21 protein-coding genes are annotated in these 19,797 nt (G+C 49.1%); 20 read left to right on the forward strand and 1 reads right to left on the reverse strand.

The features are described from left to right. Nucleotides 1–870 precede the first annotated feature (870 nt). The 16 genes from DWY25_RS17730 to DWY25_RS17740 all read left to right on the forward strand — a co-directional run bounded on the left by DWY25_RS17730 (nucleotide 871) and on the right by DWY25_RS17740 (nucleotide 13,505). The gene (locus DWY25_RS17730) at nucleotides 871–1,026 is read left to right on the forward strand and encodes a hypothetical protein (RefSeq protein WP_181981793.1); all 156 of its coding nucleotides are present in this window, start codon (nucleotides 871–873) and stop codon (nucleotides 1,024–1,026) included. A gap of 412 nt (nucleotides 1,027–1,438) precedes the next feature. Continuing rightward, nucleotides 1,439–1,603, forward strand: a complete 165-nt coding sequence (locus DWY25_RS17735; protein ID WP_181981794.1) for a hypothetical protein — start codon at nucleotides 1,439–1,441, stop codon at nucleotides 1,601–1,603. Between the two features lie 45 nt (nucleotides 1,604–1,648). Continuing rightward, nucleotides 1,649–2,149, forward strand: a complete 501-nt coding sequence (locus DWY25_RS17970; RefSeq protein ID WP_181981795.1) for an IS66 family transposase — start codon at nucleotides 1,649–1,651, stop codon at nucleotides 2,147–2,149. 5 nt (nucleotides 2,150–2,154) lie between these two features. After that, nucleotides 2,155–2,421, forward strand: coding sequence for an IS66 family transposase (locus tag DWY25_RS18045; RefSeq protein ID WP_117895279.1), 267 nt, complete (start codon nucleotides 2,155–2,157; stop codon nucleotides 2,419–2,421). Between the two features lie 337 nt (nucleotides 2,422–2,758). Next, nucleotides 2,759–3,580 (forward strand): transketolase, encoded by an 822-nt coding sequence (locus DWY25_RS11035; RefSeq protein ID WP_072684405.1) that lies wholly within the window; start codon nucleotides 2,759–2,761, stop codon nucleotides 3,578–3,580. After that, the gene (locus tag DWY25_RS11040) at nucleotides 3,573–4,502 is read left to right on the forward strand and encodes a transketolase family protein (protein ID WP_117895280.1); all 930 of its coding nucleotides are present in this window, start codon (nucleotides 3,573–3,575) and stop codon (nucleotides 4,500–4,502) included. Before DWY25_RS11035 ends, DWY25_RS11040 begins: the two co-directional genes overlap by 8 nt. 163 nt (nucleotides 4,503–4,665) lie before the next feature. Next, nucleotides 4,666–5,718 carry an ABC transporter ATP-binding protein gene (locus DWY25_RS11045; RefSeq protein WP_117895281.1) on the forward strand — a complete coding sequence of 351 codons (1,053 nt, stop codon included), beginning with the start codon at nucleotides 4,666–4,668 and terminating at the stop codon, nucleotides 5,716–5,718. Continuing rightward, on the forward strand, nucleotides 5,711–6,631 hold the full coding sequence (locus tag DWY25_RS11050) for a carbohydrate ABC transporter permease (RefSeq protein ID WP_117895282.1): 921 nt from the start codon (nucleotides 5,711–5,713) through the stop codon (nucleotides 6,629–6,631). The genes DWY25_RS11045 and DWY25_RS11050 overlap by 8 nt, the downstream gene beginning before the upstream one ends. Before the next feature lie 15 nt (nucleotides 6,632–6,646). After that, entirely contained in the window at nucleotides 6,647–7,486 is an 840-nt protein-coding gene (locus DWY25_RS11055) for a carbohydrate ABC transporter permease (RefSeq protein ID WP_006059251.1), read from the forward strand. A 47-nt stretch (nucleotides 7,487–7,533) separates the two neighbouring features. Beyond that, nucleotides 7,534–8,871, forward strand: coding sequence for an extracellular solute-binding protein (locus DWY25_RS11060; RefSeq protein ID WP_117895283.1), 1,338 nt, complete (start codon nucleotides 7,534–7,536; stop codon nucleotides 8,869–8,871). A gap of 71 nt (nucleotides 8,872–8,942) precedes the next feature. After that, nucleotides 8,943–9,509: a hypothetical protein gene (locus DWY25_RS11065; RefSeq protein ID WP_006059253.1), complete on the forward strand. Its 567-nt coding sequence runs from the start codon at nucleotides 8,943–8,945 to the stop codon at nucleotides 9,507–9,509. Further along, complete coding sequence (locus DWY25_RS11070; RefSeq protein WP_117895284.1) at nucleotides 9,502–10,773, forward strand: alkaline phosphatase family protein; 1,272 nt, start codon at nucleotides 9,502–9,504, stop codon at nucleotides 10,771–10,773. The genes DWY25_RS11065 and DWY25_RS11070 overlap by 8 nt, the downstream gene beginning before the upstream one ends. Before the next feature lie 240 nt (nucleotides 10,774–11,013). Next, nucleotides 11,014–11,163, forward strand: a complete 150-nt coding sequence (locus DWY25_RS17880; protein WP_156788879.1) for a hypothetical protein — start codon at nucleotides 11,014–11,016, stop codon at nucleotides 11,161–11,163. A 457-nt stretch (nucleotides 11,164–11,620) separates the two neighbouring features. Continuing rightward, a complete protein-coding gene (locus DWY25_RS11075; protein ID WP_006059257.1) occupies nucleotides 11,621–11,821 on the forward strand; it encodes a hypothetical protein in 201 nt (66 codons plus the stop codon). A gap of 113 nt (nucleotides 11,822–11,934) precedes the next feature. Continuing rightward, nucleotides 11,935–12,759 carry a PfkB family carbohydrate kinase gene (locus tag DWY25_RS11080; protein ID WP_117895285.1) on the forward strand — a complete coding sequence of 275 codons (825 nt, stop codon included), beginning with the start codon at nucleotides 11,935–11,937 and terminating at the stop codon, nucleotides 12,757–12,759. Then, entirely contained in the window at nucleotides 12,759–13,505 is a 747-nt protein-coding gene (locus DWY25_RS17740) for a TIGR04076 family protein (protein WP_181981796.1), read from the forward strand. Before DWY25_RS11080 ends, DWY25_RS17740 begins: the two co-directional genes overlap by 1 nt. 447 nt (nucleotides 13,506–13,952) lie before the next feature. Here the strand turns inward: DWY25_RS17740 and DWY25_RS11090 are convergent, their stop codons facing one another. Next, the gene (locus DWY25_RS11090) at nucleotides 13,953–15,653 is read right to left on the reverse strand and encodes a proline--tRNA ligase (RefSeq protein WP_117895286.1); all 1,701 of its coding nucleotides are present in this window, start codon (nucleotides 15,651–15,653) and stop codon (nucleotides 13,953–13,955) included. 140 nt (nucleotides 15,654–15,793) lie between these two features. Here DWY25_RS11090 and DWY25_RS11095 point away from each other — a divergent pair, with 140 nt between their 5' ends. The 4 genes from DWY25_RS11095 (at nucleotide 15,794) to gcvH (ending at nucleotide 19,797) form a co-directional block, all read left to right on the forward strand. After that, a complete protein-coding gene (locus DWY25_RS11095; RefSeq protein WP_117895287.1) occupies nucleotides 15,794–16,027 on the forward strand; it encodes a FeoA family protein in 234 nt (77 codons plus the stop codon). Continuing rightward, on the forward strand, nucleotides 16,024–18,036 hold the full coding sequence (gene feoB, locus DWY25_RS11100; protein ID WP_117895288.1) for a ferrous iron transport protein B: 2,013 nt from the start codon (nucleotides 16,024–16,026) through the stop codon (nucleotides 18,034–18,036). Before DWY25_RS11095 ends, feoB begins: the two co-directional genes overlap by 4 nt. A gap of 119 nt (nucleotides 18,037–18,155) precedes the next feature. After that, a complete protein-coding gene (gene gcvT / locus DWY25_RS11105; RefSeq protein WP_117895289.1) occupies nucleotides 18,156–19,238 on the forward strand; it encodes a glycine cleavage system aminomethyltransferase GcvT in 1,083 nt (360 codons plus the stop codon). A gap of 175 nt (nucleotides 19,239–19,413) precedes the next feature. Beyond that, nucleotides 19,414–19,797 carry a glycine cleavage system protein GcvH gene (gene gcvH / locus DWY25_RS11110; RefSeq protein ID WP_006060791.1) on the forward strand — a complete coding sequence of 128 codons (384 nt, stop codon included), beginning with the start codon at nucleotides 19,414–19,416 and terminating at the stop codon, nucleotides 19,795–19,797.

Here is a 19,797-nt window from a genome sequence, read left to right on the forward strand (position 1 = left end):
ACAGGAAATAGTGTAAGCTATAACCTGTGCTTTTTTATGCAAATGATTGTGAATATAATAATAATTGTATCGACTAAGTATTACAAAGTTCGTTATTATTGAGAATATAGATTTTCAAAATAATGCGAAAATTTGTAATTTTTAAAAAAATATATTTTGAGAGCTTGCCTATAAAGCATCCAAAGGGTGGATAAGTGAAGGGCCCATATATTACTTAAAAAGCAATCATTGGGTGATTCTAAACTTATTTTCTATTGCTTCTTTAGTTGCTTTTTGGTCACCCAATCTAACAAAAGAGAGGGTACTAAAATGAATTTAAGGCAAGTGCTTGCAATAGTAAGTATACCATCAAGCGACAAAAGAGCTCCAATAAAAGAATCAAGCAGTTCAGTAGTTGTTACTATTCACCGAGAAGGAAGAAAGGACAACAGAAAGAGAAGAAAAAGGAAGAATAGATAAAGTAATCTGGAAGGCTAAAAAAAAATACAGATTAAGGTCATTTCACATATATAGCTCTAGGGCTGATATTCAATCTTTTCGAGTCATTATGGCTCCCTCTAATGACTTCTAAATCCTTCCGCTCTCTCGGAATGGACGGCGCTTTTCAAAAGTTCCCCACATTGCATGCCCGTGCTTAGCGTGTTACACTGAAGCTATGAAAAATACAAACACTTTAACACGAAATATTAATCGTTTGTCGCCTGAGCTCTACTTTGCGAATGCCGATTATTTTGATGAAGGATTAATTCTGTCTCTGGAAAATCAGGTAAAACAGAATCAGATTCTCTCCAATCGTATTTCTCTCTCTATCAAGTCAGTGCTTTAAGAAATAAGAATACAATTCAAAGCTTGACACTGAAAACAAAAGATATGAAAGTTCAGCTTTATAATCTGAAAAACAAGGAGCGGGATAAGGAAACTACGATTGAGGATCTCGATCATGAAATCGAAGAGATTTATGAAATTCTTAATGATCAGATTGGAAGTCGGGATACAACGATTGAAGAACAGGATAAAATCATTTAAGAACAGAATGAGGTCATCAATGAGCTTCGCAGACAGTTAAAGAAATATCGATTCGCGGATACGACCAATACGAATAATCCGATCTCAGCGTATCCTTTTGATAATGAAGTTAAAACCCAGGAATCCCAAGCTAAGGAACCGAGAAAACCTCAGCCGGTAAACCTGCGCGAAGCTACAGGCAAAAAGAAAGGCGGGCAAAAAGGACACGTTGCCCATCATAATAAAATGAGTACGCATCCTGATATCCTTCTGATCAGTGGGTTGTCAAAGCGCTTTCCGGAGCCCAAGCAGTCAAGGAGCGTGAAAAAGTTCGCTATTATAGAACCCAGAAAATTCATGCAGAGTTCATTACCTCGGTGACAGAGACCCGATATCACCTCAAGAAAACAGGGATTCAATTGGACAGTCGGTAATGAGGAAGTATGCGATTAACAGTGTCACATATTCGTCATCCTTGAAAGCCCAGTTTCTTTATCTCAATAATAAGGGCGTGATCGTTCTGGATCGACTGTGCACAATCCTCAACGAGTTAAGTCATGGAGCGCTGTCCATCCAGCCGTCTACCGTCACCTGTTAGATGGCGGAGTTTGGCCGCAAAAGTGAAGGATACCGGAAGTGGATCTTGGATGAGATTTTAAAATCATGGGTTGTGCATGTGGATGAAATAGGCTACAAAATCAACGGAGATCAAGCTTGGATCCATATTCTAAGCACAGAATACTGTGCGTATTTTATGATGACTAAAAAAAGGAAAGATATAGAAAATGGACCGTTAAAGGTTCTGGAAATGTTTGAGAACGTCATAATTCATGATCATTACAAAGCCTACTATGATCTTGGGCCTTGTATTCATGCCGAATGTAACGAACACATCTTGAGATCTTTGAAGGGTGGCGTTGATTTTGATGATGTCAAAAAATGCCATGAGATGATCATTCTGCTTCAGACAGCTCTGCATCGAAAACACGAACTGCAGGCACAGGGAATCCAGCAGATGGCAGAAGAAGAATACAAGGCCATTGAAGAAAAATTTCTGAACATCGCGGAACAAACGGTCAAGGAATACTATGACGAACATCCGGATATTGAAACGAAATATGTTTGGAGGCGATCAAGACCTTGAAACGGATGAAGGAATACGTCAAGGAACATCTTCTGTTCCTTCGGAATTTTAATGTGGCTTTTGATAATAATGAAGCCGAAAGACAGGCAAGAATCTGTAAGATCTTTAAAAAGATCTCAGGTCAGTACGCAACTGTGGAAACAGGAAAGCATAAAATGGCCATGTTGAGTGTACTTCAAACGGCAACGAAACAAAAACAGAATACCTTGGAAACCTTCGAGAATATCCTGAATTCAGGATGGCCTCAGAATCAACCGGCAGTTTTAAGCTGATCCGGTTTTCTTTTCCCTCACTTCTCGGTGAATAGTAATATATTTTGTTACCATTCAGCGGAAATGAAAAGAGCGCATTAGTTGAAAACCCGCTTTTCCTTATAAAGAATTAAAGAGTTTAACGGTTATTTCTAGATTTCCTTAAACTAAGTTTTCTATATGATGTTTTTCTTTTGTTCTCTGTTTGCCAGCCGTTAAATTATTTTTAAAGTGCTTCCTTATCACCGTTGATCAACAACTTTCTGTGATTTTTTTATTTTGTGAAATTTACCCGTTTTCTTTTTTACATTCTGTACCAATAATGATAGAATAGGGAAGGCTAAAAGGAGTGAAGGAAATGAATCAAACTGAAATGAAGAAGATTGCTGCCGAAGTGCGCAAAAATATTATCCGCATGACCTGTGCAGCACAGTCAGGCCATCCAGGCGGATCGTTGTCGGCAGTGGAAATTTTAGTTTCCCTGTACTTTAACGAAATGAACATCACAGAAGAGAATGTTGACGACGTCTGCCGTGACAAATTTGTACTGTCCAAAGGACACGCTTCGCCGGTGCTCTATTCCGTATTAAAAGAAAAAGGGTTTATTTCACAGGAAGATTTAATGACGTTCCGTAAAATCAATTCCCACATTCAGGGACATCCGAACATGAGCATCAAAGGTGTCGATATGTCGACCGGTTCGTTAGGTCAGGGCTTATCCTGCGCGGTAGGTATGGCGCTGTCGTATAAAATCCATCATCAGGACTTCCGCGTTTATGCGTTAGTCGGAGATGGAGAAAGCGAAGAAGGTCAGATCTGGGAAGCGGCGATGGCGGCCGCCCATTACAAACTGGACAACCTCGTCGCAATTTTGGACTTTAACGGACTGCAGATTGACGGTAAGATTACCGACGTTATGAATCCAACTCCTTTTGATACAAAGTTCAGAGCGTTTGGCTGGAATGTGATCGAGGTTGACGGACACGATTACGATCAGCTTGAAAACGCCTATGCGGCGGCCAGAGAATGCAAGGGACAACCGACGTTGATTCTGGCACACACGGTGAAGGGCAAGGGCGTTTCCTTCATGGAAAACAAAGCAAACTGGCACGGCGTAGCGCCAAAGCCGGAAGAGGCGGAAGCTGCGATTCAGGAATTGGAGGCACAGATCAATGGCTAAGATTGCAACCCGGGAAGCTTATGGAAAAGCGCTGGCTGAACTGGTCAGTGAAAATGAAAATATTGTCGTGCTGGACGCGGATCTCAGCGGTTCCACAAAATCAGGCATGGCGAAGAAAGTGGCGCCGGATCACCATTGCAACATGGGCATCGCAGAAGGTAACATGATGGCTGTGGCTGCGGGATTAGCTTCCTGCGGCAACACGGTATTTGCCAGCAGCTTTGCGATGTTTGCGGTCGGCCGTGCGTATGAACAGATCCGCAACAGCATCGGTTACCCGCAGTTAAACGTGAAGATCTGCGCTTCGCACGCCGGAATTTCAGTCGGCGAAGACGGTGCATCCCATCAGACCTTTGAAGATATCGCGCTGATGCGTGGAATTCCGGGGATGAAAGTAATCTGTCCTTGCGATGCGGTGGAAGCGGAAGCCGCGGTGAAAGCCGTTGCGGCAATCAACGGGCCATGTTTTATCCGGTTAGGCCGCAGCGCTGTAGAAGTCATCCATGACGAGAACTACCACTTCGAAATCGGGAAGGCAGATGTCTTAAAAGAAGGCAAGGACGTCGTCATTCTGGCTACCGGCCTGGAAGTTCAGGAAGCGATGAAAGCCTGCGACAGTCTGAATGAAAAAGGAATTACGCCGACATTGATCAATATCCATACGATCAAGCCGATCGATGCGGAAACAATCGTGAAATTTGCGCAAGATGCCAAGCTGATTGTCACCTGTGAGGAACACAGCATCATCGGCGGGTTAGGCAGCGCGGTGGCGGAAGTGCTGAGCGAGCAATGTCCGCGCAAGCTTGTCCGTGTCGGGCAGCGCGACGTGTATGGCGAAAGCGGCAAGCCGGCGGAACTTCTGCACAAATACAAAATGGACAGCGACGCGATTGTGGAAGCGGTTCTCAACAATTTAAAGTAACACACTTATCCTGGTTTGCTTCTTATGCGAGCCAGGATTTTTTTTACGCAATTATCACAATTTTAACAAAGAAAGCATTTTAGTTTTATTTACGAAGGCTGTGAAATGCTTTATAATGTTCATGATGTAAACAATTCAATTAAAATATTTCAGGAGGGGAAACATGCAAGTCCAATTAGTGGATCTGGTTAAGGATTTTGGTCAGACCGTGGCGGTCGATCACGTCAATCTGACGATAAAAGACGGCGCGCTGACAGGATTGTTAGGTCCGTCCGGCTGCGGCAAATCAACGACGCTGTATATGATTTCCGGTTTGGAACAGCCCACTTCAGGCAAGATCTTGTTCGACGGGGAAGATGTGACCGAGGTACCGGCGGAGGAGCGCGGTATCGGCTTGGTATTCCAGAATTACGCCTTGTATCCGCATATGACCGTGCAGCAGAATATCATGTTCCCGTTAGTCAACGCAAAAGTGAAAAAAGAGGAAGCGCTGGCGCGGTGTATGGAGATGGCCAAACTGGTCAAGGTCGACGATCTGCTGAAGCGTAAACCGTCGCAGCTTTCCGGCGGTCAGCAGCAGCGGGTGGCGATCGCCCGGGCGTTGGTCAAGCAGCCGAAGGTTCTGTTGCTGGACGAACCGCTGTCCAATCTCGATGCCCGCCTGCGTTTGGAAATGCGTGAAGAAATCCGCCGCATTCAGAAAGAAACCGGCGTCACGACGATTTTCGTGACCCATGATCAGGAAGAAGCGATGAGCATTACCGATGAAATCGTGTTGATGAAAAAAGGCGTTATTCAGCAGCAATGCTTCCCGCAGCGGATGTATCTGGAACCAGCTAATCAGTTTGTCGCCGGCTTCTTAGGCAATCCGCCGATGAATTTCGTGGAGGTTCAGGCTGAGCAGGGGATGATCCGCTTGAACGAAGCGCAGTATCCGGTGCAGGAAGACATCAGCGGAACGGTGCTGGCGGGCATCCGTCCGGAATCGTTTACGCTGGGAGAGGAACTGACGGTCCTGGTGGAATCCGTGGAAATCCGCGGCCGCGACCAGCTGATCACCTTCACGCTCAACGCCACTCCGGTTCACGCTTTGATCGACAGCGTGCATTTAGTCAAAGCCGGCGCGCCGCTCTCCCTGGCTATTAAGGGTAAGCGCATTTATCTGTTTGACAAAGAATCGGGCCGGCGGCTGAATAAGGAATTTAAGTATGAATAAGGCTCCTGCGATAAAAAAGCGCTCCGCGTGGAAGAAATTCTACGAGAGCTATAAAGCCTATCTCTATCTCGCTCCGGCGATTTTAGTCATGCTGGTTTTCGTACTCTATCCGCTGGTGAAAGTGTTCCGGATGGGCTTTTATACAAAGTATAACTACCTGACGGAAGTCGGCAAGGGGTTTGGCCTGAAGGCGTTCGAGCATGTTCTCGGCGATCCTTCCTTCCAGCTGGCGCTCAAGAATACGCTGATCATCTTTGGGGTCGGCCTGCCGATTTCGCTGATCATCGCGCTGGTGATCGCCGTCCTGATCAACTCCAAAGTCAAATTCAAAGGCGTTTTCCAAACGGTGTATTTTCTTCCGTATGTCACCTCGATCATCGCGATCGGCATTGTGTTCCGCTGGCTGTTCCACTCGGAATACGGTTATATCAATTATTTTCTGAGCCTGTTCGGGATTCCGGCAATGAAGTGGCTGTCGGATCCGAAGCTGGCGATCTGGGCGGTTACGATCTTCTATATCTGGAGCGGCCTGGCGTTTAAGATCGTGTTGTTTCTGGCAGGTTTGCAGAAAATTGACGAGCAATACTATCAAGCGGCCCGGATCGACGGAGCGAGCAAGCTGCGGACGTTCTTTCACGTCACGCTGCCGCTGTTATCGCCGACGCTCTGGATGGTCATCATGGTATCGGTGATCTATGCCTTCAAGCTGTATAATGAAATCTTCTCGCTGTTCTCCGGTCAGGCCGGTCCGGCCAACAGCGCGATCACCGTTGTTTATTACATTTATGATATGTTCTATAACCGCAATCAGGTTCATTATGCCTCGGCGGCCGCGATCATTCTGTTCATCATCATTACGGTTGTGACGATGATCCAGAACCAAGTGTCCAAGCGGTTCATCCATTATAACTAGGAAGGGGAGAGCGTGATGAAAAAGAAAAACAAGCTGCCAGGTCAGTTGGGCACACTGCTCAAATATGCCTTCCTGATCGCCGGCGCGCTGACGATGCTGTTCCCATTTCTCTGGATGATTCTGACGGCGTTCAAAACCCTGGACGAATCGATCCGGATTCCGCCGATCTGGTTCCCGAAGGAATGGATGGCGGTAAACTTCAAAACGGTTTTCGATACCGCTCCTTTCGGGCAGTATTTCATCAACACCTGCATCATCGCGACGATCTCCACGCTGCTGGCGGTTGTGGTCACGGTGCTGGCGTCCTTCGCCTTTTCCGTTCTGGAATTCAAGGGCAAGAAATTCTGGTTCTGGCTGTTTCTGTCGACGATGATGGTGCCGACGGAGCTCTTGATCATCCAGAACTATGTCACCGTCTCCCATCTGGGCTGGCTGGATACCTATCAGGGCATTATTATTCCGACCCTGGCCAGCGGGTTTTACATCTATATGCTGCGCGAATATTTCATGCAGGTACCGCCAATCTTATATAAAGCCGCGAAGATCGACGGCTGCAGCGACTGGCGCTATCTGTGGAAGGTCATGGTTCCCATGAGCAAGAACGCAATCGCAACGATCTCGATCCTGCACTTCATCACGACCTGGAATTCCTTCCTGTGGCCGTTGATGGTCACCAACAGTCCGGACAAGCGGGTGCTGACGACCGGCTTGATGTACTTCAACAACGACGCTTCATCCTTCGTGAATCTGCAGATGGCCGGCGCCTGTGTCGTCATCCTGCCGATGGTCGTCTTCTATCTGATCTTCAGAAAGCAGATTATCAACGGCGTTGCCCGCGGTGGTATTAAAGGGTAGCCTTGGGCAGACCCTTTGATATATAAAATAAAGAGAGGAAAGAAAACATGAAAAAAGGCTTAATTTGCATTCTTTCTCTGATGATGGTTCTCGGCTTAGGCGCTTGCTCGTCCAATGACGGCAAGACAACAGAACCGGAGAACAGCGGCTCGGACAAGACCGCTTTAGTCACAGAGATCACCAGCCCGATCAGCATTGAATTCTGGCATAACTGCACCAACATCCAAGAGGAAATCGTCAACCAGCGGGTTGAGGAATTCAACAGCACGATCGGTAAGGAAAAAGGCATCACCGTCACCGCGATCAACCAGGGCTCCAGTGCGGAAGTCAACAACAAGGTTGTCGGCGCGGTCAAGGCAAAGAACGCTCCGGCGGTGGTTCTGTCTCAGCAAACCTATGTGGAAGATCTGCTTGCCTCCGAAGCGGTGGTCGATCTGACGCCGTATATCAATGATGCGGCGGTCGGCATGACGGACTACGACGATATCTATGAATCGTTCAGAACATTCGGCGCCAATTATTCCGTTGAAGGAACGTATTCGCTGCCGTTTACGATGTATACGGAAGTGCTGTACTACAATCAGAAATTCTTTGAAACCAACGGATTAACTGTGCCGACAACCTGGGAGGAGCTGGCTGAAACTTCTGCGAAGATCCAGGCGATCACAGGCAAGCCGGCATTTGGCACCGACTATCCGGCGGATATGTTCATCACGCTGACCAAACAGTTCGGCGGCGATTACACCAACGTCAAGGGCGAACTGTTATTCAACAGCGAGGCAGCGATTAAAGCGCTGACCTACATGCAGGAAAATATCCAGAACGGCAATTTCCGGTTAGCGGGCGAAGACATGTTCTTCTCGGGTCCGTTTGCCAACGGAATCGTTCCGATGTATATCGGCAGAACCGTGGAAAGCCAGTACATTTCCAGCAAGATCGCGGACCCGGAACAGGTTGTCTGGGCTTCCGCAGCAATTCCGCAGGCTGATGCTGCCAACAAGCAGGTCATTTCCAACGGTTACGTTTTAGCGGCGCTGAACCAATCCGGCAATGCGGAACAGAGCTATGCGGCTTATGAATTCATCAAATTCATGTCAAGCAAGGAATCCAACCTGCCGATGACGCTGAACACGGGGTATCTGCCGATCCGCCAGAGCGTGGTTGACGATGCGGAATACAAAGCATTCGTGGAAGCGGGCACTAACGACACGAAGATCTCCGGTCCGGCTCAGTCTGACGCTTACTTCTTCCTGCCGGCGTTCTCGACGGACGACTACACATCCAGCGCAGTTTATGAAGCGGTGAAGACGATGATGGATGAAGTGCTGGTCAATTTCAAAGATCCGGCAGCGGCCATCGAAGTTTGCCTGAACAGCCTGAAATAACCAACGACAGGGAAGGGGAGTGCCGGTTTGACTTCGCTTCCCTTTCTTTTTATGAAAGGAGGCGCAACGCCATGGATTTAAAAGGTTTGAAAACAAAACACGGATATCAGGCTGAGGAATTGATCTCCGCCCTGCAGAAGCTGATCCGCCGCGCAGAAACGGAACAGGCCGCGACGGTGGCAATGGAATGCTGCATGAGCAGCGAAGCGTTGGAAGACTTTGTCTGGAAACGCTTAAAAGCGATCTGCGTAGAGGATATCGGCATGGGTCAGCCGCAGGCGGCGCCGGTGATCGACAGCCTCGATCATTTCCGCAAGGATTTCGACTATGGCGAATCCGATCGCTGGATGTTCACGGTGCATGCGGTTCGTTATCTTTGTCTGTGCGATAAAAACCGTGATTCCTGTAATCTGAAAAGTCTGATCAAGCGGAAGCTGGAAAGCGATCCGAAGGGGATTGAGCTGCCGGACTTCGTGTATGACATGCACACGGAAAAAGGCCGTGCGATGGGACGAGGCTATCTGCATTTCCTGGATGAAGCCAGTCAGGTCATCCCTGAGGTGCAGGTGGAGGAAAACACCTGGAAGCAACAGCTGCGGGCGCTGATGGCAGAGAACCAGGAGGGACATCATGAATAAAAAGACGCTTGTCATTTCGATCGACGCGTTGATCAGCGATGATATCCCGTTGTTGGAAACGCTGCCGAATTTAGGACCCATTGTAAAAGGCGCGGCGCAGGTGCGCGATATCGAGTGCATCTATCCGACGCTGACCTACCCGTGTCATGTTTCGATCATGACGGGCTGTTATCCGGATAAGCACGGCATCGTTCACAATGAGCGGCTGCAGGTCAATGTGCCGAAGCCGCAGTGGAACTGGTGGTACAAGGATATCCGGGTCAAGACGATGCTGGACTACGCGAAAGCGGCGGGACTGAGCACCGCCACAGTGACCTGGCCGGTCATGGCCGGTTCCGCCGCCGATTACAACATTGCGGAAATCTGGGCGCCGACGATTCACGACGACCCGACAGACATCTGCACTCAGGCTAACAGTCCGGCAGTCGCAGAAATTTTTGAACGCAACAAAGGCCGTTTAAAATGGATGCTGACGCCGGAGTTTGATAACTATGCCGAACATTGCGGGGCGGAAATTATCGAAACGTTCCAGCCGGATCTGATGTTTATCCATTTCTCCTATGTCGATCATCAGCGACATCAAAACGGCGTAAAAGGCGAAAAAGTCAATGAAGCGCTGAGGTTTGTGGACGGTAAGATCGGCACGCTGATCGCTGCGCTCAACCGCCAGAATTTATTGGACAAGACCAACATCGTCATCCTGGGCGATCATGGTCAGATCAATGTATCCCATTTGTTCAATCTGAACAAGTTGTTTTATGATCGGGGATTGATCGACGTCGATGAACAGGGGAAGATTACAGGCTGGCGGATGTATGCTCAATCCTGCGCTTTCTCTGCGCATATTCATTTAGGCCCGGCGATGGATCGGAATGAAGCGGCGGCGATTCTGAAAGAAATTCAACAAACCTATCCGCAGGAAATTGAAAAAGTTTGGACGGCTGAAGAAGCCCTGGCTCAGTGGCACATGAAGGGGGATTTCGAGTTCGTGGTGGAAGCAGCGACCTCCGTTTCCTTTGGCAAGAACCTGACCGGCGATCTGATCGAGTCCGTTGATAGTTCCGACTATAAATTCTCAGTTGCCACGCATGGACATCTGCCGACGAAAGGTGATCAGCCGCCGTTTATTCTAAGCGGTCCGGATATTAAGATGGGCGTCCAGATTCAAGGGGCGAAGCTTGTGGACGAAGCGCCGACGATTATGAAGATTTATGGTATTGTCATGGAAGATATTGACGGTCATCCGCTCGATGTTGTGCGTTAGCCTTTCAGCTTTCATCGAAGATCAGGGTCAATAACTCAGAGAGTAACGAATAGAATGTAAAAAAAGCAATGATCGGAAAGAGCTTGTTTCTAGTGAAAGAAACACTGCCAAGTCCGTCGATCATTGCTTTTTTTTACCCTTGGATATCTTATTTTTAAAACTCAAATAAGTTGATTTCATTATTGAGTTATAGACTAGTCTATGCTAGACTTAAATTGCCCGAGGAAAGGATGTGAAGAGATGGGGAAGTCCAAGGGCAAGAGAAAAAGAAGCACGCCCAATGATCAAGACCAAATCAGTCTGATTATTGAAATCGTTAAACTAATAACGGCAATTATCAGTTTAATCGGTGTGCTTCTTCCTTTTCTTAAAGAGATCGGCTTATTCTGAGCCTTTCTCTTTCCCATCTCTATTATATGCAAAAAAGAGATAGAAAACAATCGCAAAATTTTTTAGTCCATTCGTTGGGACTCAGCTTAAAATGAAGTCATTGTTATATGTTGCCATCTATAAACGCCACTAAGAAATTTTGCCAAGTGAATTGGATTAGATTTAGTTCGTTTTATCAAACTCAAATAAGTTAAGATCACTATTGAGTTATAGACTAGTCTATGCTAAACTTAAGTTGCCCGAGGAAGGATGTGAAGAGATGGGAAAATCCAAGGGCAAGAAAAAAAGAACTACGCCCAATAATCAAAACCAAATCAGTTTGATCATTGAAATCATTAAACTAATAACGGCAATTATCAGTTTAATCGGCGTAGTTCTTACATTCTTAAGGGAAATTGGCTTATTTTAAGCCATTCCCTTCCCATCTCTATTATATGCAAAAAGGAGGCAGAAAACAATGGAAAAAAAGACTTTTAATCAAGCGGCTTATGTCAATGAATATAAGAAAAAGTTCTATAAACAGTATGCGTTTCGTTTCAGTCTGAAAAAAGATCAAGCGATTATCGATCACTTGGAAAAGCAAGCAGATAAAACAAATTATATTAAATCACTCATTCAACGTGATATCGAAAAATCTGAAAAGGAAAGTTCATTATAGACTAAATATATTTCGCTGGATAGAATGGTTTTCTCTCAATCTCTGCGATTGAGGCGGACGTTTGTTCTGAGGGCATGCTATAATAACGCTGTGATTTAAAGGGAGAGTTGGATATGGAAAAAGAAATTCTACTGGTTAACGATTTGTGCGGCGTTGGGAAAGTCGCCTTGTCCGTTATGATTCCGCTGTTGTCAGCACAGGGACATATCGTGCATAATCTGCCGACCGCGCTGGTGTCCAATACGCTGGATTACGGTGTTTTTGATATTCAGGATACGACGAAATTCATGGAAAATACGCTGAATGCCTGGGATCAGCTGAACTTTCATTTCGATTGTATCTGCACAGGATTTCTCGTTTCAGAAAAACAGGTAGAATTATTAAAACGATTGTTTGTCCGTCATCCGGAGGCGCTGAAAATCGTCGATCCGATTCTGGGCGATGAAGGGCATTTGTATCCGGGTGTGGATCCTTCCGCCGTCGAACTGCGCAGAGAATTAGCCGCTTCGGCGCAGGTGATCGTTCCTAATTTAACGGAAGCAGCACTGTTATGCTCGCATCCTGACTGGGGGATAAGCGTGACCCGGAAACAGAAGGATCAGCTGCTGGACGAATTGACAGCGTTAGGCTGCAGCTCGGCCGTGATCACCAGCGTCGTCTTCGCGGAAGAGGGCGGTCATTATGTTTGTGGACGGGATGAACAGGGCATCAGCTTTGATCTCCCGTTTGAAATGATTGACGTCCGGATTCCCGGTACCGGCGATGTGTTCTCCGCCGTTTTGGCAGGGGCATTGCTGCAAAAGAAAACGCTGCCGGAAGCGTGTCAAAAAGCAATGGATGCCGTTGAAGCGTTAATTCGTCAAAATCAGTACAATTCCGATTTATATCGGGGCCTGCGGATCGAACAGGCCATCACTGAAAACCGGGGGATTCTATGATGAATTCCAGAGCTAAGATCATCATCACGCTGATCGATCGGAAGGGCCCCAACGGCTGTCACCGGGGACATCAGATCGGCGATGGTTATGACTTTGACACAGAACGCGGACAATTGTGCCCCATGGCCGCGCACGTCGCGTTTCCTTACATCGATATTCTTCGCTATGGCGGACAGATTCCCAGCAATCCGGAAAACCGCGCGGTGTTCTGCTGCCCGGATGTCGACACGATCAATGTTTACCGGATTGAAAAACTGGTGAGTCAGGATACAGAACGACTGGAGCTCACGCCATTGACTGTCAAGGATGCTGATACGGTTCTGACGATGGCCGGCAAGGAATCCGTTGCCCGCTATATGCGCTTTTCGACGTTGAAATCTCATTCAGAGGCCGTGGACTTAATCCTGCAGCTGACCGCGGGAATTAACAATGCCTGGCTTGTGACCAGGAAATCGTCGCAGGAACCGGTGGGCGTGCTGGCATTAAAGCAAACGGAGAAGCCTGAAATGCGGGATGTGACGTTGTTTCTGGATGAACCAGCCTGGGGCTGCGGATTGGGACAGGAATTGCTGAGCTGGGCAAAGGATTTTGCCAGTCAAACTTTGAATGTTTCTGTACTGCAAGCCTATGTTGCCATGGAGAACACGGCCTGTCAGCGCCTTTTAAGCCGTTTGAATTATAAATTGGAAAAACGCTTCGATTTTGAGGATCAAAGCGTTCTGGTTTATCACAGGATAATCAATTAAAGCTGTGTTCGTTTCGGAACCTGACCTAAACGGAAAGGGGTCTTCCGGCGGAAGAACAGAAGACTGCCGAATAGAGCGGTGATGACTTCCAACAATGATTTCATAAGCGATGTTCCTCCTTTGTCTTTATTCTATGCTTATCCTGGCGGATCTACCATGGACAGGCATGACAAAATCCTCACAGTTTTGTAAGGTTTGTGATTCCTTGATTCCTGGAAGCGAAAGCTGGCCTGGAGAAGCTGGAAAAGGGGAGGAGATCAAGTCGGCCAGGTTCTGCCGATTATGAGCTTCAATTAAAAACTAACAGTCATGCCAATGAAGCTTGGAAGCGAGATCCAACATCTATCAGAATAAAAGTGAATGACGCTATTCACGCCAATAAAAAAGTGATTTCTGACATTGAATCCAGAAGATCACTTTTTATTTTATCTTGATTGTCCTTTTGGCTTACTCGCCCTGATGAATGAGCTCTAAAACCTTAGCGACTACGTTGTCAATGCTGATGTCTTCCGCTTTTTCAGCCTTGCGCAGCTTCATCTCAACGAGACCATCGCCGATTTTCTTACCGACAGTCAGCCGGATCGGTGTGCCGATCAGATCCATATCCTTGAACTTAACGCCCGGCCGTTCATCCCGGTCGTCCAGCATGACATCGACGCCGGCGGCCTGCAGCTGGGCATACAGCTGTTCTGCGGCAGCCATCTGCTGCTCATCCTTTTTGGCAATGACAACGATCGCTACCGGATACGGCGCGATATTGATCGGCCAGCATAAGCCATGCTCATCGCTGTGCTGTTCGGCCAGCGCGGCCATGCAGCGGCCGATGCCGATGCCATACGAACCCATCCAGACTGGATTCAGTTTGTTTTCCTGATCGAGATATTCCAGATCCATCGCCTGGGCATATTTCGTTCCCAATTTAAACGTATTCCCGATTTCAATGCCTTTTTTAAAGACGATCTTGCCGCCGCAGATCGGGCAGGTGTCGCCTTCCATGATCTGCCGGACATCCGCCGTGTAATCCGCTTTGAAATCTTCCTGATTGACATGGATATAGTGATATCCCGTCTTGTTGGCGCCGGTGATGAAATTCGCCATATGCGAAACTTCCAGATCCATGATTAACGGACAATGCAGACCGATCGGACCGGCGAAGCCGACTTTGGCGTCCGTCGCTTTGACGACCATCTCAGGTTCTGCCAGCGCGATTTCCAATCCGCCGACAAGCTTGAGAACCTTGGTTTCATTGACTTCCCGATCGCCCCGGACCATCACCGCAACCGGCTTGCCGTCGATGTTGTAAATCAATGTTTTGACAAATTGATTAGCCGCTTCATGCAAAAACTCGGTAACTTCCTCGATCGTGCGCGCATTCGGCGTTTCCACCAATTCCTTCGGCAGATGCGCTTCTGTGCTGTCGGTGCCCTCATCTTTGCACGGCGCAACTTCCAGGTTGGAAGCAAAGCTGCATTGATCGCACAGAACTAAAACATCCTCGCCGATTTCCGTGACCGCCTGGAATTCCTCGGACAAGAGTCCGCCCATAACGCCGGTATCGGCGCGGACGATCTTGTAATCCATGTGCATCCGGTCAAACGCCCGCTTGTAAGCGTCGAACATCTTTTGATAGGCGACATCCATGCCTGCTTCATCCTTGTCGAAGGAATAAGCATCCTTCATGATGAACTCACGGACGCGGATCAAACCATAGCGAGGCCGCGCTTCATCCCGGTACTTCGTCTGAAACTGATATAAATTGAACGGCATGTCCTTGTATGAGCGGATTTTCATGCCGGCCGCAACGGCAAACAGTTCCTCATGCGTCGGACCGAGAACATAGCTCTTGTTAAACCGGTCCTTCAGCGAGAACATGCTGGAACCGAAGTTATCCCGCCGGCCGGATGCGACGTAAACTTCTTCCGGGATCAATGCCGGCATCAACAATTCCTGGCTTCCCGCCTGATCCATTTCTTCACGGACAATGTTTTCAATTTTTTTCAGCACTTTATACCCAAGGGGAAGGTACATATAGACTCCTGCCGAGCTTTTTTTGATCATGCCCGCGCGAACCAGCAGATTACCGCTGACGGAATCTTCATCCTTTACGTTCTCACGCAGAGTCGTAAAGAAACTTTGACTTAATCTCATAACACTTCTCTCCTATTCTTTGAAATTAACCTTTCTGATTATACCACAATCTGCCTGTTATACCAGAGTGAGGATGTCGAAATTTGCGCGGAAGGAAGGGCTTTTTATAAGCATAGTCTGTAAGGAAAGGAGAGTCAGCGATGAAACTAACACAATTGACGTCCGGCCTCAGCGCGGTCATCACGCGAATCGACCTGCCGCCGGCGCTGGCGGACCGGCTGGAAGCGCTGGGTTTGCGGGTGGGCGAGGACATTGAATTTGTCCGCAGTGCGCCGCTGCAGGATCCGGCGGAATACAGCGTCGGCGGCAGTCTGATCGCGCTGCGCCGGCCGGATGCCGCGCGGATCCATGTCGCTTTGAAGAAAACCGAATGAAGATCGTAGCTTTTGTCGGCAATCCCAATGCCGGGAAAACTGCCTGGATCAACGCGCTGTCGGATGCTGGGTTTGAAGTCGGCAACTGGCCGGGCGTTACGGTGGAGCGCAAGCAGGCACAGGTTGAATGGGATAAGGAAGCGATCACTCTGATCGATCTGCCGGGTATTTATGATTTACAGAAAACCAACAACGAGGAACAAATCACCCAGGACTTTCTGGAATCCCAGCCAATCGACTGTCTGATCAACGTCCTGGATGCGACGCATTTACAGCGGGCGCTGCGGCTGACGCTGAAATTAAGGATGCTGCAGATTCCGATGATTCTGATTTTTAACTTTTACGATGAGGTGCTGAAAAATGGAATTGAGATCGACGCGGCAAAGCTGAGCCGCCGTTTGGCTTGTCCGATTCTTTGCGCCAGCGCGTTTGACAAGCAGGCCGGCCGGCAGGTGAAGGACACCGTTCTGGCGATGCTGCATCAGCCCTTTGACGGCTACCGGCCGCTGCTGCCAAAACCGCTGGAACAGGCGTGGGTCGATGAAGTCAACGCCCTGCAGCTGGCAGAATCCTTTGCCTCGCCGCTGGCGCTGCAGAAACAAGCCTATCAAAAGCTCTGTGACCGCCAGCCGCAAGCGATGCATGAGGCGCTGTACCAGGCGATTGACAGCTTGATGAGCCATGTTCATCAGGATCCTCAGCGGCGGCTGTTAAAAACCAAGCGGATCGACGCGGTGCTGCTGCACCGGATCTGGGGGCTGCCGCTGCTTCTGGCGATGAGCTTTGGGATGCTGATGCTTATCTATAATGGCAGCGCGCCGTATGTGGCTTGGCTGAATCAATTAACTCTCTGGATGCAGCACGGCTGCCGGCTCTTATTGGCCTCAATGCCGGCCTGGGTGCAATCGTTGATCTGCGACGGGTTGTTGGCCGGGATCGGCAGCGTGCTCAGCTTCTTACCGTTAATGGCGTTTTTGTATTTCTTCCTCGGCTTGCTGGAAGAAAGCGGCTATATGGCCCGGATCGCGTTTTTAATGGACCGGCTGATGCGGCCGTTTGGCTGCAGCGGCAAAGCGTTTGTTTCCTTGTTGTTAGGCCTGGGATGCAATGTTCCGGCCGTGATGGCGACGCGCGTAATCGAAGAAGAAAGCAGCCGCCGGCGGACAGCGCTGGTTGTTCCATTAATCAGCTGCGGCGCGCGTTTGCCGATTTACCTGTTGTTCGCGGCGGCATTTTTTCCCGGGCAGGGCGGGTTGGTCGTGTTTACGCTCTATGGATTAAGCCTGGTCAGCGCGTTGGTGTTATCGCTGGTGCTGTCGCTGCCGGAGCATCGCAAACAGCCGTGGATGGTGCTGGAGCTGCCGGTATATCGCCGCCCATCGCTGCCGGTGGTGTTCAACAAGGTCCGCCAGGAAGTCAAAAATTACACCCGTAAAGCGCTGACTGTCGTGATGCTGGCAATGACGGTGCTGTGGGGCCTGACCTATTTTCCGACCGGGGAGATCGCCACGTCCTACGCCGCACAGTTTGGCAAGGCAGCGTCTGTGATTTACGAACCACTGGGCTTCGGCACGCAATGGCCGTTGGTTGCCAGCCTGCCCGGATCCATCGCGGCCAAGGAAACAGTCGTCGGGTTTCTGGCTTCGGTGTTAAGTGAGTCGACGGAAACACCGCCGGACTTTGCCGAGGAATCCCGGAACCTGATTTCAGGTCTGGGCGAAGCGGTGAAAAACAGTGTCGTGCACCTGGCGGATTTCAGTCAGGAAGGGCAGGATGCCGGTTTGATCAGCGAACTAGGCGCGCTCTTTCCGGATCCGTTAGGCAAGCTGCGGGCCTATTGCTTCCTTGTCTACTGTCTGTTTTCGATTCCCTGCATCATGACGCTTAACGCTCTGCGGCAGGAATATGGAACGAAGCTGATGTTGAAATCCATCGTGATTATGCTGGCACTGCCGTATGCGGTCAGTCTGCTTTTGTTCCAATTAGGACGCTTGCTGTTCTGGCTGTAATCGGTTGGATAGGAAAAAGAACAGAGTTGTCTTGTGAAGTGCAGAACTTTATGGAAAAGCGCTTTCATTTTCGCTATAATAAAGCTACAAGAGGAACCTGAAAAGGAAAGGAAACGAAGATGACAGAAAAAACATCGTTATACGACTTTCATCAAAGCCACCAGGGCAAGCTCGTTGAATTTGCCGATTCCTGGCTGCCCGTCCAGTATCCAACCGGCATTCTGAAAGAACATCAGGCCGTCCGTGAACAAGCGGGACTGTTCGACGTGTCGCACATGGGCGAATTTCTCGTCGAAGGCCCGGAAGCGGCCGCTTTTCTCGATCATTTGCTGACCAACAAGATCGCCAATCTGAAACATGGACAGATGCTCTACAGCTGCCTGTGTTATGAAAACGGCGGCACGGTCGACGATCTGATTGTCTACCGGTTTGACGACGAGCATTTTTTATGTGTCGTCAATGCTTCCAACAAGCAGAAAGATTGGGAGTGGTTTAATCAGAACTGCCGTCACGACGTCCGGCTGCGCAATGTTTCATCGCTCATTTCGCAAGTTGCGCTGCAGGGCCCCAAAGCGATTGAGATCCTGGGCAAGATTGCCGATCTGACTTTGCTGCCGGCAAAATCGTATTGGTTTACCGATCAGATCGCGGTCGCTGGCAAGACCTGTCTGGTTTCGCGCAACGGCTATACCGGCGAGGACGGCGTCGAAATTTACATGCGCAATGAAGACGCGATGGCGATCGTCGAGGCGATCATGGAGGCCGGAACACCGCTGGGATTAATCCCGTGCGGACTGGGCGCGCGCGACACGCTGCGCTTAGAAGCGGCGATGCCGCTGTATGGGCATGAGCTGGACGCCGAGACCTCACCGTTAGAGGCAGGTCTGAACTTCGCGGTGAAGCTGGATAAAGCTGATTTTATCGGCAAGCAGGGAATTCAGGAAAAAGGTCTGACGAAGGTCCGGATCGGTCTGGAACTGCTCGACCGCGGCATTGCCCGCGAGCATTACGAGGTTCGCCAGGATGGGACAGTCATCGGCCATATCACCAGCGGGACGATGGCGCCGACGCTGGGCAAAGCGATCGCGATGGCCTATGTCGACGTCGATCACGCTCAGGACGGCGCTGAGGTTGAGGTTGTTCATGGAAACCGAAGCATGAAGGCGCTGATCACGCCGATGCCGTTTTACAAACGGAAATAACGCGGATCAAAGGGCGGAAAAGGGCGGAGGCCATCGTTTGTGAAGCGCAGAAACAAGGCCTCAGCGGCCTCAGCTTCCGCTTGAACGAGGAAACCTGCAGTCCTTGCCGGAATGGAAAAAGCCGGCGGGACTGGGACAATAAAAATAAAATAAGAAATGAAGGAGGACACACAAAATGTCAGTCGTAAAAGAAGGTCTGCTTTACAGCAAGTCGCACGAATGGGTTGAAACGCTGCCGGACGGCACAGTGAAAATCGGAATTTCCGATTACGCGCAGGACAGTCTGGGCGATATCGTGTTTGTCGACATGCATCCTGCCGGCGAGGAAGTCGAAGCGGAAGGCGCGTTAGCCGATGTCGAATCCGTCAAAGCCGTCAGTGAAATTTATTCACCGGTCGCCGGAACGATCAAAGAAACGAATGAGGAATTGATCGACGCTCCGGAAAAGCTGAACGAGGACTGCTACGGCAACTGGATCTGCGTGATGGAGAACGTCGGCGGATTAGACGATCTGTTAAGTCCGGAAGCCTACAGCGAATATCTGACGACGCTGGAGTAG

Origin of the sequence: Holdemania filiformis, assembly GCF_003459085.1 — a bacterium.
Classification (GTDB): Bacteria; Bacillota_I; Bacilli_A; order Erysipelotrichales; family Erysipelotrichaceae; genus Holdemania; species Holdemania filiformis.

Bases quoted from the DNA above. Each gene is read 5' to 3' on its own strand.
- DWY25_RS17880 (WP_156788879.1), top strand. From the start codon at position 11,014: ATGGGGAAGTCCAAGGGCAAGAGAAAAAGAAGCACGCCCAATGATCAA.
- DWY25_RS11040 (WP_117895280.1), top strand. From the start codon at position 3,573: ATGGCTAAGATTGCAACCCGGGAAGCTTATGGAAAAGCGCTGGCTGAA.
- DWY25_RS18045 (WP_117895279.1), top strand. From the start codon at position 2,155: ATGAAGGAATACGTCAAGGAACATCTTCTGTTCCTTCGGAATTTTAAT.
- DWY25_RS11045 (WP_117895281.1), top strand. From the start codon at position 4,666: ATGCAAGTCCAATTAGTGGATCTGGTTAAGGATTTTGGTCAGACCGTG.
- DWY25_RS17740 (WP_181981796.1), top strand. From the start codon at position 12,759: ATGAATTCCAGAGCTAAGATCATCATCACGCTGATCGATCGGAAGGGC.
- DWY25_RS11080 (WP_117895285.1), top strand. From the start codon at position 11,935: ATGGAAAAAGAAATTCTACTGGTTAACGATTTGTGCGGCGTTGGGAAA.
- DWY25_RS11095 (WP_117895287.1), top strand. From the start codon at position 15,794: ATGAAACTAACACAATTGACGTCCGGCCTCAGCGCGGTCATCACGCGA.
- DWY25_RS11055 (WP_006059251.1), top strand. From the start codon at position 6,647: ATGAAAAAGAAAAACAAGCTGCCAGGTCAGTTGGGCACACTGCTCAAA.
- gcvT (WP_117895289.1), top strand. From the start codon at position 18,156: ATGACAGAAAAAACATCGTTATACGACTTTCATCAAAGCCACCAGGGC.
- DWY25_RS11035 (WP_072684405.1), top strand. From the start codon at position 2,759: ATGAATCAAACTGAAATGAAGAAGATTGCTGCCGAAGTGCGCAAAAAT.
- DWY25_RS11090 (WP_117895286.1), bottom strand. From the start codon at position 15,653: ATGAGATTAAGTCAAAGTTTCTTTACGACTCTGCGTGAGAACGTAAAG.
- DWY25_RS11070 (WP_117895284.1), top strand. From the start codon at position 9,502: ATGAATAAAAAGACGCTTGTCATTTCGATCGACGCGTTGATCAGCGAT.
- DWY25_RS11050 (WP_117895282.1), top strand. From the start codon at position 5,711: ATGAATAAGGCTCCTGCGATAAAAAAGCGCTCCGCGTGGAAGAAATTC.
- DWY25_RS11075 (WP_006059257.1), top strand. From the start codon at position 11,621: ATGGAAAAAAAGACTTTTAATCAAGCGGCTTATGTCAATGAATATAAG.
- DWY25_RS11060 (WP_117895283.1), top strand. From the start codon at position 7,534: ATGAAAAAAGGCTTAATTTGCATTCTTTCTCTGATGATGGTTCTCGGC.
- feoB (WP_117895288.1), top strand. From the start codon at position 16,024: ATGAAGATCGTAGCTTTTGTCGGCAATCCCAATGCCGGGAAAACTGCC.
- gcvH (WP_006060791.1), top strand. From the start codon at position 19,414: ATGTCAGTCGTAAAAGAAGGTCTGCTTTACAGCAAGTCGCACGAATGG.
- DWY25_RS17730 (WP_181981793.1), top strand. From the start codon at position 871: ATGAAAGTTCAGCTTTATAATCTGAAAAACAAGGAGCGGGATAAGGAA.
- DWY25_RS17735 (WP_181981794.1), top strand. From the start codon at position 1,439: ATGAGGAAGTATGCGATTAACAGTGTCACATATTCGTCATCCTTGAAA.
- DWY25_RS11065 (WP_006059253.1), top strand. From the start codon at position 8,943: ATGGATTTAAAAGGTTTGAAAACAAAACACGGATATCAGGCTGAGGAA.